This window comes from Clavibacter michiganensis subsp. insidiosus (assembly GCF_002240565.1).
GTDB classification, from domain to species: Bacteria; Actinomycetota; Actinomycetes; order Actinomycetales; family Microbacteriaceae; genus Clavibacter; species Clavibacter insidiosus.
Genome location: NZ_MZMO01000001.1, coordinates 1,438,264 through 1,455,541 on the forward strand (window position 1 = coordinate 1,438,264; position 17,278 = coordinate 1,455,541).

General features: G+C 68.8%; 12 protein-coding genes and 1 tRNA gene. 10 read left to right on the forward strand and 3 right to left on the reverse strand.

What is annotated here, in order from left to right; translation table 11 throughout:
• The first annotated feature begins 66 nt into the window (after positions 1 to 66).
• From B5P21_RS07070 to der, 7 genes are read left to right on the forward strand one after another with little or no spacing between them, the layout of a single operon-like run.
• Entirely contained in the window at positions 67 to 915 is an 849-nt protein-coding gene (locus B5P21_RS07070; RefSeq protein WP_174239708.1) for a ParA family protein, read from the forward strand.
• Positions 899 to 1,759 carry a segregation and condensation protein A gene (locus tag B5P21_RS07075; RefSeq protein WP_045528417.1) on the forward strand — a complete coding sequence of 287 codons (861 nt, stop codon included), beginning with the start codon at positions 899 to 901 and terminating at the stop codon, positions 1,757 to 1,759. The genes B5P21_RS07070 and B5P21_RS07075 overlap by 17 nt, the downstream gene beginning before the upstream one ends.
• On the forward strand, positions 1,749 to 2,360 hold the full coding sequence (scpB, locus tag B5P21_RS07080) for an SMC-Scp complex subunit ScpB (protein ID WP_045528415.1): 612 nt from the start codon (positions 1,749 to 1,751) through the stop codon (positions 2,358 to 2,360). The genes B5P21_RS07075 and scpB overlap by 11 nt, the downstream gene beginning before the upstream one ends.
• A complete protein-coding gene (locus tag B5P21_RS07085; protein ID WP_045528413.1) occupies positions 2,344 to 3,204 on the forward strand; it encodes a pseudouridine synthase in 861 nt (286 codons plus the stop codon). Before scpB ends, B5P21_RS07085 begins: the two co-directional genes overlap by 17 nt.
• Positions 3,201 to 4,319 carry a prephenate dehydrogenase gene (locus B5P21_RS07090; protein WP_045528411.1) on the forward strand — a complete coding sequence of 373 codons (1,119 nt, stop codon included), beginning with the start codon at positions 3,201 to 3,203 and terminating at the stop codon, positions 4,317 to 4,319. The genes B5P21_RS07085 and B5P21_RS07090 overlap by 4 nt, the downstream gene beginning before the upstream one ends.
• Positions 4,316 to 5,059 (forward strand): (d)CMP kinase, encoded by a 744-nt coding sequence (gene cmk / locus B5P21_RS07095; RefSeq protein WP_172457230.1) that lies wholly within the window; start codon positions 4,316 to 4,318, stop codon positions 5,057 to 5,059. Before B5P21_RS07090 ends, cmk begins: the two co-directional genes overlap by 4 nt.
• Positions 5,060 to 5,098: 39 nt before the next feature.
• Positions 5,099 to 6,607, forward strand: a complete 1,509-nt coding sequence (gene der / locus B5P21_RS07100) for a ribosome biogenesis GTPase Der (RefSeq protein ID WP_045528409.1) — start codon at positions 5,099 to 5,101, stop codon at positions 6,605 to 6,607.
• An 88-nt stretch (positions 6,608 to 6,695) separates the two neighbouring features.
• Here der and B5P21_RS07105 read toward each other — a convergent pair whose 3' ends face one another.
• Entirely contained in the window at positions 6,696 to 8,033 is a 1,338-nt protein-coding gene (locus tag B5P21_RS07105; RefSeq protein ID WP_210433763.1) for an acyl-CoA dehydrogenase family protein, read from the reverse strand.
• Positions 8,034 to 8,296: 263 nt separating this feature from the next.
• Between B5P21_RS07105 and B5P21_RS07110 the strand changes: the two genes are divergently transcribed.
• Entirely contained in the window at positions 8,297 to 8,836 is a 540-nt protein-coding gene (locus tag B5P21_RS07110) for a hypothetical protein (RefSeq protein ID WP_045528407.1), read from the forward strand.
• A 73-nt stretch (positions 8,837 to 8,909) separates the two neighbouring features.
• Positions 8,910 to 8,983: transfer RNA gene (locus B5P21_RS07115), tRNA-Pro, on the forward strand.
• Between the two features lie 1,040 nt (positions 8,984 to 10,023).
• Here the strand turns inward: B5P21_RS07115 and B5P21_RS16555 are convergent.
• Positions 10,024 to 11,739, reverse strand: coding sequence for an AAA family ATPase (locus tag B5P21_RS16555; RefSeq protein WP_133064175.1), 1,716 nt, complete (start codon positions 11,737 to 11,739; stop codon positions 10,024 to 10,026).
• 936 nt (positions 11,740 to 12,675) lie between these two features.
• Between B5P21_RS16555 and B5P21_RS07135 the strand changes: the two genes are divergently transcribed.
• Positions 12,676 to 13,995 carry a PASTA domain-containing protein gene (locus tag B5P21_RS07135; protein WP_045528405.1) on the forward strand — a complete coding sequence of 440 codons (1,320 nt, stop codon included), beginning with the start codon at positions 12,676 to 12,678 and terminating at the stop codon, positions 13,993 to 13,995.
• Positions 13,996 to 14,002: 7 nt separating this feature from the next.
• On the opposite strand, the gene B5P21_RS07140 is transcribed toward B5P21_RS07135, so the two are convergent.
• Entirely contained in the window at positions 14,003 to 17,227 is a 3,225-nt protein-coding gene (locus B5P21_RS07140) for a DEAD/DEAH box helicase (RefSeq protein WP_094170971.1), read from the reverse strand.
• Between the last annotated feature and the right edge of the window lie 51 nt (positions 17,228 to 17,278).

Here is a 17,278-nt window from a genome sequence, read left to right on the forward strand (position 1 = left end):
GCGTCGGACGAGCGGCAGAGAGAGATCCACGTGACGCGCAAGCCAGATGTGACCGAGCTCCCGGGAATGGACGTCCCCGTGCTCGGACCCACCGGTCGGGAGCTGCGCGAGTTCGCCGAGCCCGAGCCCCTCCAGGGCCACGGACCGGCCAAGATCATCTCCCTCTGCAACCAGAAGGGCGGCGTCGGCAAGACGACCACCGCCATCAACCTCGGCGCATCGCTCGCGAGCTACGGCCGCCGCGTGCTGGCGGTCGACTTCGACCCGCAGGGCGCGCTCTCCGCGGGGCTCGGCGTGCAGACGCACGACGCCGTCACCATCTACGACCTGCTGCTCGGCACCGTGAAGGACCCGCGCGAGGCGATCCAGACCACGGGCTTCGAGGGCCTCGACGTCATCCCCGCGAACATCGACCTGTCGGCCGCGGAGGTGCACCTCGTCAACGAGGTCGCGCGCGAGCAGATCCTCGCCAGCGTGCTGCGCAAGGTCAGCGCCGACTACGACGTCATCCTCATCGACTGCCAGCCATCGCTCGGCCTCCTCACCGTCAACGCGCTCACCGCGAGCCACGGCGTGCTCATCCCGCTGGAGTGCGAGTTCTTCGCGCTCCGCGGCGTCGCGCTGCTGGTGGAGACGATCGAGAAGGTCAAGGACCGGCTGAACCCGGGGCTCGCGCTCGACGGGATCCTCGCGACCATGTACGACTCGCGTACGCTGCACTCGCGCGAGGTGCTGCAGCGCGTGGTCGAGGCGTTCGACGACAGCGTGCTCGAGACCGTCATCGGCCGCACCGTGAAGTTCCCGGACGCGTCGGTGGCGGGCAAGCCCATCATCCAGTTCGCGCCCGAGCACCCGGCCGCGCTCGCGTACCGCAAGGTGGCGCGGGAGCTCATCGCGCGTGGCGCCGTCGCGTAGGGGCGCACCCCGGGCCGAGCCGGAGCTCGCGGCTGACGCCTCCGTCGTCCGGGCGGATCCGGAGCGCGCCTTCCGCGTCAGCATCGGCAACTTCGAGGGCCCGTTCGACCTGCTGCTGTCGCTCATCGGCAGCCACGAGATGGACATCACCGAGGTGAGCCTCAGCCTCGTGACCAACGAGTTCATCGCGCACATCCGCGGACTCGACGGGCCCGAGGACCTCGACGAGGCGAGCTCGTTCCTCGTGGTCGCGGCGACGCTGCTCGATCTGAAGCTCGTCGGGCTCCTGCCGCAGGGCGAGCTCGTGGACGCCGAGGACGTCGCGCTGCTCGAGGCGCGCGACCTGCTCTTCGCGCGGCTGCTGCAGTACCGCGCGTTCAAGCAGGCGGCGAGCTGGTTCCAGGAGCGGCTGGCCGCGGAGTCCGGACGCGCGTTCCGGGACGTGCCGCTGGAGGAGCGGTTCCGGGCGCAGGTGCCCGAGCTCGTCTGGACCACGTCGCCCGCCGACCTCGCGGCCATCGCGCTCATCGCGCTCGCGCCGCGCGAGATCCCGACCGTGGGGCTCGACCACCTGCACGCGCCGCTCGTGAGCATCCGCGAGCAGGCCGCCGTCGTCGTCGCGCGGCTCCGGAGCGGGGTGCCGGTCACGTTCCGGGAGCTCGTCGCGGACGCGGGGCTCACGGGCGTGGTCATCGCGCGCTTCCTCGCGGTGCTCGAGCTGTACCGCGTCGCCGCGATCGAGTTCGACCAGCCGGAGGCGCTCGGGGAGCTCACGCTCACGTGGACCGCCGAGAGCTGGACCGACGACGCGCTCGCGAGCCTGGGGGCCGGCTATGGCAGCTGAGCCGCAGGATCCCGCGGGTGACGCCGCCGCGCCCGAATCCGACGCCCCGCTCGACCTCGACCGCGCGCTCGAGGCGCTGCTCATGGTCGCCGACGAGCCGCAGAGCGTGACGACGCTCGCGACCGCGACCTCCACGCCCGTGAAGGAGGTGCGCCGCGCGATCCAGCGGCTCGTCGACGACTTCGACGGCAAGACCGGGGGAGTGCGCCGCGGCTTCGAGCTGCGCGAGGTCGGCGGCGGCTGGCGCGTGTACGTGCGGCCCGAGTACGACACCGTGATCCGCGACCACGTGCTCACGCAGAACCCCACGCGCCTCTCGCAGGCGGCCCTCGAGACGCTCGCGGTGATCACGTACAAGCAGCCGATCAGCCGCAGCCAGGTCGCCGCGATCCGCGCCGTCAACGTCGACTCGGTGGTGCGGACGCTGCTCGCGCGGGGCCTCGTGACCGAGGCCTTCACCGACGGCGAGACCGGCGCGATCCATTACGGTACGACAGACCACCTGCTCACGCAGCTCGGCATCAACTCGCTCGACGAGCTCCCCCCGATCTCCCCGTTGCTCCCCGACGGGGCGGAAGGCTTCCATGACCCCCTCCTCTGAGAATGCGCACGCCGGGAACCCGGACGAGCCCGTCGCGGGCATCCGCCTGCAGAAGGTGATGGCCGCCGCCGGCGTCGCCAGCCGCCGCGTCTGCGAGGACATGATCGCCGCGGGCCGCGTCACCGTGAACGGCGAGACCGTCACCGAGCCCGGCCGCCGCATCGACCCCGACGTCGACGAGGTCGCGGTCGACGACCAGGCCGTGCAGCTCGACACCTCCAAGCGCTACCTCATGCTCAACAAGCCCGTGGGCATCTACTCCTCGCTGCGCGACGAGCGCGGCCGGCCCGACCTCCGCGAGTTCACCGAGGAGTTCGAGGAGCGCCTGTTCAACGTCGGCCGCCTCGACGCGGAGACGAGCGGCCTGCTGATCCTCACCAATGACGGCGACCTCGCGCACGTGCTCGCGCACCCGTCCTTCGGCGTGCTGAAGACCTACATCGCGAAGGTCACCGGACGCGTCTCGCCGCAGACGATCCAGCGCCTCACGCAGGGCGTGGACCTCGAGGACGGGCCGATCCAGGCGGATCGCGCGCGCATCCTCTCGGGCGGCGGCGACCAGACGCTCGTGGAGATCACGCTGCACTCGGGCCGCAACCGCATCGTGCGCCGCATGCTCGACGAGGTCGGCCACCCGGTCGAGGAGCTCGTGCGCCGCCAGTTCGGGCCGCTGCACCTCGGATCCCTCGGCGTCGGCCGCGTGCGCGACCTCACCTCCGACGAGCTCGGCCAGCTCCTCACCATCGCGCGCGAGGCCCGCGCGCAGGCCGGACCCGCGACGCCGCAGGGCGCGAGCGCGGACGCCGAGGCGCAGGGGGACGTGGACCGCGAGGACGGCGAGTGAGCGAGGCCGCGGGCGCGGCCGCCGCGACCGGCACGCGCGTGCAGGGCACCGTCCGCATCGTCGGCACGGGCCTGCTCGGCACGAGCATCGCGCTCGGCCTCCGTGCGCGCGGCGTCGACGTGGTGCTGGCCGACGCGTCGCCGACCACGCTCCGCCTCGCGGCCGACATGGGTGCGGGCCGCATCGCCGACATCTCGCCGGCGCCCGATCGGCCGTCGCTCGTCGTCGTCTGCGTGCCGCCGGACGTGACCGCGCGCGTGGTCGCCGCCGAGCTCGCGGCGCACCCTGGCGCGCTCGTCACCGACGTCGCGAGCGTGAAGGCCGCGCCGCTCGCGGAGCTCGCCGCGATGGGCGCCGACCTCTCCCGATACCTGGGCTCGCACCCGCTCGCCGGGCGCGAGCGCGGCGGCCCCGTCTCCGCGACGGGCGACCTGTTCCTCGGTCGGCCCTGGGTCATCGCGGGCCACGACGGCATCACGTACGCCGCGGGCGCGCCCGTCGAGCAGCTGATCCTCGACCTCGGCGCGGTGCCGATCGAGATGACCGCGGAGGAGCACGACGCATCGGTGGCGCTCGTCTCGCACGTGCCGCAGGTCGTCGCGAGCCTCCTGGCGTCGCGGCTCGCCGACGGCGACCCGGCGGCGCTCGGCCTCTCCGGGCAGGGCCTCCGCGACACCACGCGCATCGCGTCGAGCGACGCGGCGCTGTGGGTGCAGATCCTCGGCGCCAACGCGGCCCGCATCGTGCCCATACTCAAGGCGCTCCGCACGGACCTCGACGAGGTCATCGACGCGCTCGACGACGTCGACGCGAGGGGGGCGAGGCTGCGGGTCGCCGAGCGGATCCACGCGGGCAACGCGGGCGTCGCGCGCATCCCCGGCAAGCACGGGCAGGACCGCCGCTTCGCCGCCGTGACCGTGATGATCGACGACCGCCCCGGCCAGCTGGCCGCGCTCATCTCCGACGTCGGCGCCGCCGATGTCAGCATCGAGGACCTGCGCCTCGAGCACTCCCAGGGCGCGCAGGTGGGTCTCGTGGAGATCGCCGTGCTGCCCGAGGCCCGCGACCGCCTGGTCGCGCGGCTCGACGAACGTGACTGGAGGATCGCCGGATGACCGGAGACGCTGTGAACGCACCCGACCCCGTGGAGAGGGATCCCCTCCAGGACGCCCTGCTGGTCGACGCCACGCTCAACCGCACGGTCGTCGCCGTCGACGGCCCCGCCGGCAGCGGCAAGTCGAGCGTGAGCCGCGCCGCCGCGCGCGCCCTCGGCTTCGACTACCAGGACACGGGCGCCGCCTACCGCGCGCTCAGCTGGTTCGCGCTGGAGAGCGGCGTCGACACCGAGGATCCCGCGACCGTCACGAGCCTCATCGAGGGCTTCGACTACGACATCGCGATCGACCCGTCCGAGACCCGGGTCTCCGTGCGCGGCACCGACGTCACCGAGGCGATCCGCGAGCCGCGCGTGTCCGCCGTCGTGAGCCGCGTTGCCCGCGTGCCCGAGGTGCGGCACTACATGGTGGAGCTGTTCCGCTCGCTCATGGCGTCGAGCGACAAGCCCGGCATCGTGGTCGAGGGCCGCGACATCACCACGGTCGTGGCGCCCGACGCCCAGGTCCGCATTCTGCTCACGGCCTCCCCGGAAGCTAGGATGAGCAGGCGTTCCGCGGAGACGTCGACCCAGTCGGCAGCCGCGGTCGGCGAATCACTCGCCTCTCGGGATCGGGCCGACTCGCAGGTCGTCGATTTCATGAACGCCGCAGATGGTGTGACCACCATCGACTCCACGGACATCGACTTCGACCAGACCGTCCAGGCGGTGGTCGATCTCGTTCACGCACGAACAGATTGAGGCGCGACCCGGCGACGGGCCGACACGCCAGAGGACAACATGGCTGATCACGACGACGACTTCCCCGGGCTCGACAGCGGGCTCCACGAGCGCCTGTCGAGCATCGACGAGGAGCTCGCCGCCCAGCGCGCGCAGACGCTCCGCGCCGGGCTCGAGGACTACGAGCTGGACGACGAGGACCTCGAGGTCCTCGAGTCCGCCACGGACGACCCCGACCAGGTCACCTACCTGCCGGCGCTCCCGGTGCTCGCGGTCGTCGGCCGCCCGAACGTCGGCAAGTCGGCGCTCATCAACCGCATCCTCGGCCGCCGCGAGGCCGTCGTGGAGGACACCCCCGGCGTCACGCGCGACCGCGTCTCCTACAAGGCCGAGTACGGCGGACGCTGGTTCACGCTCGTCGACACCGGCGGCTGGGAGCCCGACGCGAAGGGCATCAACGCGTCCGTCGCCATGCAGGCCGAGATCGCGATGGATCTCGCCGACGCCGTGCTCTTCGTCGTCGACGCCAACGTGGGCGCCACGAGCACGGACGAGCACGTCGTCCGCCTGCTCCGCAAGACCAAGAAGACGGTGATCCTCGCGGCCAACAAGGTCGACGACGCGCGCCAGGAGCCGAACGCCGCGTCGCTGTGGTCGCTCGGCCTCGGCGAGCCGCACCCCGTCTCCGCGCTGCACGGCCGCGGTGTGGCCGACCTGCTGGATCTCGTGCTGAAGACCCTGCCGCTCGTCTCCAAGGTCGCCAAGGAGGAGGTCGGCGGACCCCGCCGCGTCGCCATCCTCGGCCGCCCGAACGTCGGCAAGTCGAGCCTGCTCAACAAGGCCGCGGGCGAGGAGCGCGTGGTCGTCAACGAGCTCGCCGGCACCACGCGCGACCCGGTCGACGAGCAGGTCGAGATCGCCGGCAAGGTGTGGCGCTTCGTCGACACCGCCGGCATCCGCCGCCGCATGCACCTCGCCCAGGGCGCCGACTTCTACGCGTCGCTCCGCACGAGCGCCGCGCTGGAGAAGGCGGAGGTCGCGGTCGTCATGATCGACGTCTCCGAGGTCATCAGCGAGCAGGACATCCGCATCATCGAGCTGGTGCTCGAGTCGGGCCGCGCGCTCGTGCTGGCGTTCAACAAGTGGGACCTCCTCGACGACGAGCGCCGCCGCTACCTCGAGCGCGAGATCGAGACCGACCTCGCGCACGTGTCGTGGGCGCCCCGCGTCAACATCTCGGCGCGCACCGGCCGCCACATGGAGAAGCTCGTCCCGGCGCTCGAGACCGCGCTGGAGTCGTGGGACACCCGCATCGCGACGGGCAAGTTCAACGCGTTCCTCGCCGAGCTCACCGCGGCGCACCCGCACCCCGTGCGCGGCGGCAAGCAGCCGCGCATCCTGTTCGGCACGCAGGCCTCGAGCCGGCCGCCGACATTCGTGCTCTTCACGACCGGGTACCTCGACCCGCAGTACCGCCGCTACATCCAGCGTCGCCTGCGCGAGATCTACGGCTTCGAGGGCAGCCCGATCATCGTCAACATGCGCGTGCGGGAGAAGCGGAAGCGCTAGCTGGCTCCCGCGGGCCTCGGCTCGCAGCACGACGGACGGCGTCGCCCCCTCTCGGGGTCGGCGCCGTCCGTCGTCGCCCGGGCGCGGATCACGTGTACCAGGTCGGCTCCGGGATCTCGCCGAGCAGCACGTGCCGGCCCACCTCGCGGCGCTTGTAGGGGATCGGGTCGTGCAGCGTGTGCGTGCGCAGGTTGCGCCAGAAGATGTCGAGCCCGGCCTTCGAGGACGAGGCGCGGGCACCCGTGAGCTCGAGGATCCGCGTGCCGACCTCGAGCCCGTCCTCCGCGATGCGCGCCTTGGCCGCCGCGACCCGCACCGCGATCTCGCCGCGCTTCCGCTCCGTCAGCTTCTCGCGCGGCGCGTGCAGCACGGCGCTGATCTGGGCGCCCACCCGATCCAGCAGCGCCTCCGACGCCCACAGCTTCGACTGCAGCTGCCCGTAGCCCTCGAGCACGTACCACTCGTCGGTCGCGCGCTCCTTGTCGTCGCCGCCGTACGGCCAGGCGCGCGTGGTGCTGCGCGTGTACGCGGCGCCCGTCTCGAGCGCGCCCTCCGCGATCCCCTGGTAGAAGTTCGCGAACACGAGCTGGATCGCCGGCACGTTGAGCGTGCCGTAGACGAGCGGCTGGAACACCTTGTCGACGAACCCGGCCGCGTCGGCCCACGGCACCCGCACGTCGCGGATCTCGACCGAGCCCGACTCCGTGAGCCGCTGCCCGAGGCTGTCCCAGTCGTGGCCGAAGACGATGCCCGGCTGGTCGGTCGGAACGATCGCGAAGACGTGGGTGTCGGTGCCCTCGAGCACGCCCTCCAGCACCGTGAGGTCGGAGACGACGCCGCCCGTCGAGAACGACTTCCGGCCGGAGAAGATCAGGTCGTCGCCGTCCTCGCGGATGACGAGGTCGGAGTCGCGCGGGTTCACGGCGCCGCCGAAGAGGAGGTTGCCTGTCGTGGCGAACTCCTCCACGCCCGCGATCTGCGCATCCGTGCCGACGAGCCGCGCCGCCCACGCCCAGAGGTAGTGGTAGCCGAGGAGCTGGCCGATGGATCCGTCGCCGCGGGCGACCGCGCGGATCACCTTGTACGCGGTCTCCCACGTCTGCCCGCCGCCGCCGTGCTCCGCGGGCCCGAGCAGCGTGACGAGGCCGGCGTGCTTGAGCAGCGCGACCTCCTGGTGCGGGCTCGCGCCGGCGCGGTCGCGCTCGACCTGGTCGACGGCGAGGATGTCGGCGACCTCGCGGGCGCGGGCGATCCACGCGGCCGGCGTCGTAGGGCGGGGCGCGTTCTTCCAGCGGTCGACGGGGGCGTCGCCGAGGGGAGCGGGGCGCGGGCGGTCTGTCTTCGCGGGTGCGTCCGCGTTCGCGGTGCCGTGGGCGGGCGTGGGGGAGCCGGATGCGGGTCGGGGCTCGCGGTCGATCAGGGTCATGTCCTGTCCTCTCGTGAAGGGGCGCGACCGGTGCCGCGCCTCGCGGTGGGGCCACGGTAGGGGCGGGCCAGCGGCGGTCGCGAGGGGTGTGACGCGGGGTTGCGGGGTGTGACGACGCGGGGCGTCACGGGGTGTCATGCGGGGGAGCGGTCGCCTGTCCGTCTGGCGTCCCGTCATGCGTTCGCGGGCGGCTCGCGGCGTCACGTCGTACCCTGATCCGGGCGCATCCGACGCCCGCTCACGAGACACGGAGGATCGCACCGGTGGACCAGCTGCTCAGCCGTCTCGATCGGATCGCCGCCGGGCGCCAGGCGGGCCACGTCATGGCCGAGGACATGCGCGACCACCCGTGTACGACGCGGGCGTTCCGATGGATCCGGTGGATCCTCATCGCCGAGACCGCCGTCGGCGCGACCGCCGTGGCCATCGCCCTGACCCTCGCGTCCGACGGCATCGCGATCGCGCCCGCGGTCTGGTTCCGCTCCTTCGTGGTGCTCGCGATGACCCTCACGCTCTACTACTTCGCCTGGCGTGCCTCGGCCGGCTACTGGTGGGCGTACTCGCGCCTGCGCCTGTTCAGCCAGATCTTCCCCATCGTGACCCTGGTGATCGCCGCGATCCCGGGCCTCTACCCGCTCTGGATGGTCATCGAGCAGATCGTCTTCTCGCTGCTGCTCATCGGGGTGGCGGACATCCTGCGGAGCGACCACATGCGGGACGCGTTCCCGAAACCGGGGCGGGTGGCTGCTGGTGGCGCGCCGGACCCCGCGGCTCCGGGTCGCCCAGGCGGTGCGCCGGCCTGATCCGGGGCTCCGCGCGTGCCGGAGCAGTGCCGCCGATGCGGTAGGCTCTACGAGTTGCCCAGCGATGGGACAGCGGGCTGTGGCGCAGCTTGGTAGCGCACTTGACTGGGGGTCAAGGGGTCGCAGGTTCAAATCCTGTCAGCCCGACGGATATGCCTCGGAAGGGCCTTTGAGTCCTTCCGAGGCATTTTAATTGTAGGAGCCACTTGACGATGTCAAATGTTGCGTTGGTATCGAGTCATTCTCAATGCGTTAGGTCCAAGCTACCGCGTCCATGCAGCACAAAATGCGTTTCTTAACATTAGTGCACGGGTTTACAATTCCTAATGTTATTCAGTGGTCTGTTTCTAGAGCTTGGCGATGACTGGTGAGTGCGAGAAGCAGTCCCTCGACATCGGATACGTGTTCCGCATCTAGGCGAATCAGGCCTCTACTTTGAGTGGTTTTTCTGGCCGCATTCCAGGTTGAATGGCTCATCCGCCCAGTAATACAAACCGTAATGTCGCGATCTGGTACAAGGGAGCCCCATGTTTTATCTAAGTCTCTCGGTGGCTTTGACTTCTCGGAGGGTATCCACGTGACTTGTGCCGCATCGACGCCGAGTATCTCACATAAGTGCTCCATGTAACGCGCATCAACCTGGCCTCCCACAAAGTGGACTCGTCTCGTGGCGTAGTAGGAGTGTATCGTTTGAGACTTTTCCGCTTCTAGCTCGAGATTCGGAGAGAAACATGCTTCTAGCGTCGTGGGCGGCCCAGGGACGATTCTGACTGCGGGTTCTGGGGGGCTATCCCAGCTTGTCATACTCGTGGCCACACCAACTACATCTGATGCAGCTGTGGAAGAAATATCCATTTGGAGCGCGAGCGAGTAGCTTGCGTCGCCGGTGTAAAGTGGATCGAATTGACACTCTGCCGGCTCGGTGGATGACGGTTGGACGCGCCCGAGTAATGTATTCAGTGCAGACTGGTACTCTCGAACTAGTGGCATTCCCTGCGTGTCAAGATCCCTTTCCGGATAGCCGTGATGAGCAAATGTCTCGTAAACGAGTTGATGACATTCGACGCCAATGCGAACCCGCTGATCAGATGCCCACTCGACTACATTATTCCAAAAGACGTGAGTCCATGATATAGCTCCCTCCTCGGTAATGTCCGGTCTAGTGAGTAGAGGGTCGAGTAGCAATATCACGATTCTTTTTTCTGGTATCGTGCGGTTACTGCTTTTACGAGCTCGCGCGCATCCTGATTCTGTGTATCGAAGAATCCTTTGGGCCAGGAGGAAAAATCTCCCATGGAGTTCAATTCCAACTTACGAAGATTTGTTACGCCCTTGGCTTGCTCTGAGAAGAAGACCGCAACATTTGCGGGTCTTACCTTGTCCTCAGCAACGCGCAATCGTATGCGGGTAATCATGTATTCGCTGTGCGTCTCTATGATGACTCGTACGCCTGGTCTTGCAAATAAGAAAAAATCGGCGAGACGACTTTGAACGGCCGGGTGAAGGTGTAACTCCGGCTGCTCAATGCAAACTACTGTGTCGCGATCAGCTGCAAGGACGACTGCTAAGACAGGAAGCAATTGACTCGCGCCCACTCCCACAGTCGTCAGATCACGAGATATGCCATTTACCTCGAGCCGGAGGCCCCTGCCTAGCTTCCCTTGGTCCTCGACAGCAACGGCGTCGCCTACACCCAGGTATTCCGTCCAAAGGCTGATAGCAGCCGGCAGTGACATCTGCTGTCGACGTCGATTCCAATCGTAAAAGGTCACGACTTTGTTCAGTTCTCGTGCTAGAAGGTCCGCCGTATACTCGCCTTTGGTGCCCGTAGGCAGGTTGCGATTTCTAGCCCCCGATGCCGAGACAACTTGTGGTTCTTCTCTTAATGGCCCCAAGTAGCGAACTGACTCACGTATACGCTTTAGTCCATCTTCGGCGACGCCAAGGCCGACAAGTGCGTATTTAATGTCCTGAGAAGTGCCAGACGGGGAACGCCCGACAAGGGTACCGCGAGTAGATATTGCCCCGTATCTAGATACTGGTATTGGCTGCCATCCCTCTTCCTCGGCGGCGTCAGCGAAGAGCTCAAAAAGGCTATTTAATGTTGCCATTTGATGCGGGTCCGCGACTCTCTGCCGAGGCGAGCCGCGAAGAAAGAGGCTATTATAAAGTTCGACGATGTCGGTTGGAAGGGAATCTTCATGAGAGCGCCACCACGGTTGAAGCTCCTCATATAGCTGGAATAGGCGTTCACTATCTTGCGAGATTGCTCGAGAGTTGTACGTCCGCTTCAGCGCCCGCAGAACTATGTCGCGTTTCTGCCGAACAATTAGCGCCTCTGGGTAGAGGCCCTGGAAGCTCAGATACGTGCGTGAAGGTGCTGCATGTCCTGAGATCTCCTTAACCCTAAGAATAGTGTTTCCGAAGCGATGCTCGGGGTTAACTTCGGCTTTCGCTACCGCAGTGACGCGGGAACTAGTTGCAGAAAGCACCTGTTCCCCATCAACTGCGGCGTCGAAATCGGCGATTTCAAGAGTCTGCGCCCCGGCGACTAGACGAATACTGAATGCCCACTCGGAAGAAGCTCGTTGATTTGTTGTCGGGGAGACCAGGGTGTACGACAATGTGAGGCTGTCAGTGCCGGAGCGGATAACATCGATCGGGTCGCCGAGTCTTACAAGTGGCCCATTCAAAATGATTTCGTCGTCACTACTTTGTGCAAGTAGTAGCAGGCTTTGAATTAGACTGGACTTACCTGAACTATTGGCCCCTGTCAGAACCACCAAATTACTGAGCGGAAGTGACGCATACTCAATAGATTTGAAGTTCTCTATCGACCATTCCGCTGGTTTTGCCCGATTGCGCGGACCATAATACAGCGCGCCCGCGTTAAGTTGTGCCATTTATCTCGTGCCCCTCGTCCTGGTGCTTGGTTCGTCTTAATGGGGTAAATTTATATCGCGCCACACCCGGTACCGGCGTCTTGACCAGCTTCGTCGGCACATCCAGTTCGCCAACGGCAAATGGGTGCTGGCGTTGAAGCGCGCGTGCCGTCATTATCTATCAGCCAGCGCGGCGTCGTTGGCCCCCAAAAGGGGTTTCTGCACATCAAGTAGGGATAGGGAGCAAGAGTCCTCAGGCGAACTCCATGGCGCCAAGCGCTAACCTAGCGTCTCCAAACACCGAGCAGACCAACGCCGAACGCGCCTCGTCAAGAACAGGCGGAGGGGCCAGTGCGGGGAGGTTAGCGCTGGCATGAGCGAAGAGCGCCCCCTGCCGGACACAGCGCATACGGTGCACCCGGTGTTCGCTTGCCCCCACCACAGCCGGACCATCCGTGTCCATATTGAGGGAAAGAGAGTCGACTCGCCCTTCGACCTTGATGTCAATAGCAAGAGGACATCGCCTTCACCCGGCAGCGCATCGCGGTCTTCATCGACGGGTGCTTCTGGCGCAGCTGCCCGGATCACCTGCACCTGCCGAAGGCCAACGCCGACTACCGGATCCCGAAGCTCGCGCGGAACGTCGAGCGTGACGCCGAGGTGACTGCCCTCCTCCGAGGCCTCGAATGGACCGTGCTGCTGTTCTGGGAGCACGAGCCCGCGCGGGAGGTGGCGGACAGGATCATCGCCGCGGTCGAGAGGGCGCGATCGTCGGCATCGACGGCGAGGGATCCGCACGACGCCGGTCGGGGCAGCGGATCCCAGTAGTCCCGCGCCCCTTTCACCCCCAAGCGAGGGCTTACGCCCGCGAGAGCGCGCCCATAGCCTCAGGAGTCGTCACTAGCCGGCTTGATCTGCCGCTTACCCCTTCGCCGCGGCACGCACCCGAGGAGCTCCATGCCCGACGTCCCCTCCGCCGCTCCTGCCGGCTGGTTCCCCGATGGATCCGGGCAGCTCCGCTACTGGGACGGCGCCGCGTGGACGCAGCACGTCGCGCCGATGGTGCAGCCCGCCGCAGCGCCGGCGCCCGCTCCGAGCGCAGCGGCGACGGCGGCCGTGGCGGCCTCGCAGCAGGCCGACGCAGTCCGGAACGCGCAGGCCGCTGAGGCCGCCCACGACAAGGCGATGCGTGCCGCCCAGGCAGCGCAGGCGAAGGCCGTGCGCGCCGCGGAGGCAGAGCAGCAGCGCGCCGCGAAGGTCGCGCAGCGTGAGGCGGCCATGCAGGCGAAGGCGGCGGAGCGTGAGGCGGCAGCTCGGGAGAAGGGCGCCCGCGCGGCGGCGGCGACCGTCGCGATGCCGGTACCGCAGCGGCAGCGAGCCATCGCCGCGCCGGTCGCCCCTGCAGCGCCTGCCGCGGTGCTCACCGACACTCGTCCCGGGATCCACCCTGCGGCGACCTGGATCGTCGCGGCCGTGGCCGCGCTCGTCATCCTCATCAGCGCGGCGGGCGGCGGCTTCCGCGGCATGTTCGTGTCCGTCGGCCTGGTCGCCCTCGCGGCCGCCTTGTACACCGTCGTCTTCGGGCGTCGCGGGTTCGTCCCGGCTCTGACGTCACGCCCGCGCGGCACCGCGACCGCGGTCGGCGCGGTCCTGCTGCTGATCATCGGCGCGGCGCTACCCGCAGGCGCATCGGGGTCCGCTCCCGCCCCGGCGTTGGCCGCCACCGCGAGTGCGTCGCCCAGCCCCACCCCGACCCCCACCGCGTCGCCGACCCCCGTTGTCCACGTCGTCGAGGACGTCAACGCTAAGAGCGCCTCCGACGCCCGGACGCTCCTCCGCGAGGCCGGCTACGTCGTGCAGTACGTGCTCGAAACGGGCGAGGCGACGAGCCTCACCGCCGGCATGACCGTGAAGTCGCAGAGCCCGGTCGCGGGATCGCGCGTCGACGCCGGATCCACCGTGACGCTCGTGCTGCTGGCGCCCGCGCTGACTCCGACGCCCGAGCCGACGGTCGCTCCGACGGTCGCTCCGACGGTCGCTCCGGCGCCCGTCCAGCAGCCGGCGGCTCCTGCTCCGGCGCCCGTCGCGCCCGCTCCGGCTCCGGCGGCCCCGGCCCCTGCGCCCGAGCCGGCGCAGCAGACCGGGCTGATCAACCCCGGCGGATACTGCTCGCCTGCATCCGTGGGCAGCGTCGCCCAGGCGGCGAACGGCCGCAGCTACCGGTGCGGCGGGAAGGGCGCCGACCGCAACGGCGACTACCACTGGAACACGATGTGACGCGATCTCAGTCGGCGCCGCCTCCGCGCCGCCGGGCAGGGATCGCGGCGGCCACCTGGCTGCAGTAGGGGTGCTGGCGCCACGACGCCAGGTCTCCGACCACATACAGCCTCCGGCGAGCGCGGCTCACCGCGACGTTGAGCAGGTTGACGTTCTCCGCTGCCCAGGCTCGTGCGCCGGGTTTGTCGGGATCGCCACCGAGTACGAGCAGCACGACCTCCGCCTCGCGTCCCTGGGCGGTGTGGATGGTCCCCGCCGTCAGCCCCGGGTAGTCGTGCTTGAGGGAATCGAGACGATCCACGACCGAACGGAAGGGCGAGATGGCGATGATCTCCTCCGCACCGACTCCGAGCCCGAGCAGGTAGTCGATCGCGCTCCGAGTGCGCTCCAGCTGCCCGGGCTGGAGGTGGCTGCCGGGAGTCGTCGCTGGCTCATCGGCCCAGTGGCTGGGGGTGATGCGAGGACCGTCGGGTCCGTCGAACCGGTCCGGAGGCGTCGCGTCTGACCTGTCGGGCACCGCGTGGAACATCAGCCCCGCGTACGCCATGCGGTTGCAGATCGTGAACATCGGATCGTCGCACCTGCGGTGGACGCGCAGCGGTGCGCTCACCCACACGGTCTCGTCGCCCTGCGGCAGGGATGTGCCGAAGCGGGCCACCCGATCCGCGAGGGTCTGCACCGACGCGCGAGGCGGGATCCACGTGGGCGTCACGCCGTGCGCCAGCGCCAGCGCACCGATGGTCTTCTGGGGGACGGAGATGATCGGCGGGAGCTGGAGGGGATCGCCGACCGCGACGACGCGTCGGGCCCGCCAGATCGAAGCCACGGCGTGCTGCGGTGCGGCCTGGCCGGCTTCGTCGATGAGCAGCCAACCCAGCGCCTCGCGTCCGAGCGAGCCGAACATGCGACCCGATGACGCGAACGTGGTGGAGATCGCGGGGACCACGAGGAAGAAGAGCTGCCACGCCGCCTTCAGCTTCTCGCCCTCGAGGTCGGCCGGAGAACTGCCGGCGACGACCTGGCATGCGGCGCGCAGACCACGGAGCATGGTCGCCGCCGCGTTGGCGAGGAAGTCGCGATGCAGATCCAGGGCCGCGAGGAAGAGATCGGACCGCGCCGCGTCGAGCGTCGCGTCGAGCCAGGGTGCGACCATCTCCCTCTCCTGATCTGTCCGCCCCGCCCCGGGGCGGGGCCCGGTGAGGCGGGCGTCGTCCTGCTCGCACTCCCTCGTGGTCACCGCCACACGGCGGCGGACCGCGGAGAGCTCCTGGCGGGCGGCCCCCACCTCCTGCGCGGCACGTGCCTGAGCGAGGCGGTCGGCTTCGGATCGTCGTCGCTCCACGTCGTCGAGGGCCGCCGCCTGGTCGCGGGCGACCTCCAATGGGCGGAGCGCCAGGCGCCAGTCGCGGATCGCGCGTCCGAGGGTGAACAAGGTCTCCCAGAGACCCGGCTTGACGAGGACGTGATCCTGGATCCGGCCCGCCGCGCGTTCGAGCTCGGCGGCGGCGTCCGCTCGCGCGACGGCATGAGCCGCGGCCTCGGCGTCCACCTGGGTCGCCCAGGTCTCCAGGCGCACCACTGTGCCCGCGATCTCGTGCTCCTCCTCCCTCAGGTGCGGGAGCCGGCGGCGTCGGGCATCCGCCTCGCTCCGTTCGCGGATCAGCTCGTCGACCCTTCGCTCGGCGTCCTGGAACGCACGCCGAGCGTCAGCCCACGGGCGGAACGGCTCGGATCCGTCCTTCCACCGGGTGAGAAGCTCCTGCATGCCCCTGACGGGCGCACGTCGATCCGCCGCGCGCCCGTCGCTCTGCTCTCCGAACCAGAAGGAGGAGAAGAACGTGCTGCGGTTCTCCTTCCGCCCGAGCCTCGCCGCGACGAGTCCCCACGCACCAGCCTCGTCGCCGTCGGAGGACGAAGGGGAGGCGCCGGCCCTCCTCATCACCAGGGATGCGAGCTCACCGAAGTAGTCCGCCGATGCCTGCCACCTCTCGTCGATCGCGTCGCGTCCGGGGATCTGCGAGGAGATGTTCTCCACCGCGGAGTTGTTGGACGACGCCACGACCATCTCGAAGCCCGTGAGCTCGGGGCGGAGCTGCGGCACGGACATCCTGTGGCCCTGAGCTCCGTTCCACTGGTGGACGACGGAGGTGAACGCGTCCTCGGGCCTCGCCAGGGCGGACAGACGGCGGGCGCGCTCGGTGATGTTGCCGGCGAGGATGTCGCGCAGCATCGTCGTCTTGCCGGTCCCTGGCGGGCCGTTCACCCCCATGAGGCCGGCTGTCGGGGTCAGGTCGTGCAGCGCGTGGTCGACGGCGAACTGCTGGCTGGTCGCGAGCGGATGCGACGGCTTCGTGGGCCATCTGCCCTTCGGGAGCCGCGCGATCCCCGCGCCTGCTTCCATGGCGTCGATGTCCGCGACCACGTCGATGCGCCGATCCTCCGCGACGTCCCCGTCGCCGGTGAGGTAGGCCGAGAGCGCGGCTCCCACGTCGCTCCTGGCGACCTGCTCGGACACCGAGGTGAGGTCCTCGAGGTGGAAGCTGTTGAGGAAGTCGATCTCGGGCGCGCCCTCCGCCGTCCGGAGGGACATCGGAACGCTCTGGATCCGGATGACGTCGGTCGCGAGCTCGGTGTCGCCGACCAGCCCGGCCGAGGCATGAGCGAGTCGGAGCAGTCCGGACAGGGCATCACCGTCGAGCGGCTCGAGGCCCGCGTCCCGCGCGTCCGCGCGCGCACCCTCGTGCTCATCGACCGCTTCGGCCCAGGCCTCCGCCGCACGGCCGAAGTCGTCGATCCACTCGCGGCTCGTCGTGGATGAGCTCGAGAGGTGACCGACCGCCCATGAGGCGGAGGACAGGATCGCGGAATCGGGGACGTACCTCCCGCCGTCGTCGACGAGCAGGCCGGCCGCTGCCGTGGTGCCTCCCCGGCGTTCCTGGTAAGCGTCACGATCCTCGGGGAACAGGGCATGCAGTCGAGCGAAGGTCGCCTCGAGGGGATACGCGCCGAGGTACACGGTGTGCCGCCACACGCGCTTGGCGCCGTAGCGCGGAGGAGGTGTGGGCAGGGTCTCCCACGGCAGAGGGTCACCGGGTCGCCATGCCGAGACCCGGGCCTCGGAGGCATCGCTCCGGGCGGTCACCGGGGGGACCGCCTGCGGATTCAGCAGCTCCAGCAGCAGCCAGAAGCGCAGGGTGCGGAGCTGATGGTCCAGGGTGCGTCGCTCGTCCATTCGGACATGATCAGGGATGGTCGCGGGCTCAGGGGCGCTGTACCCCGAGGG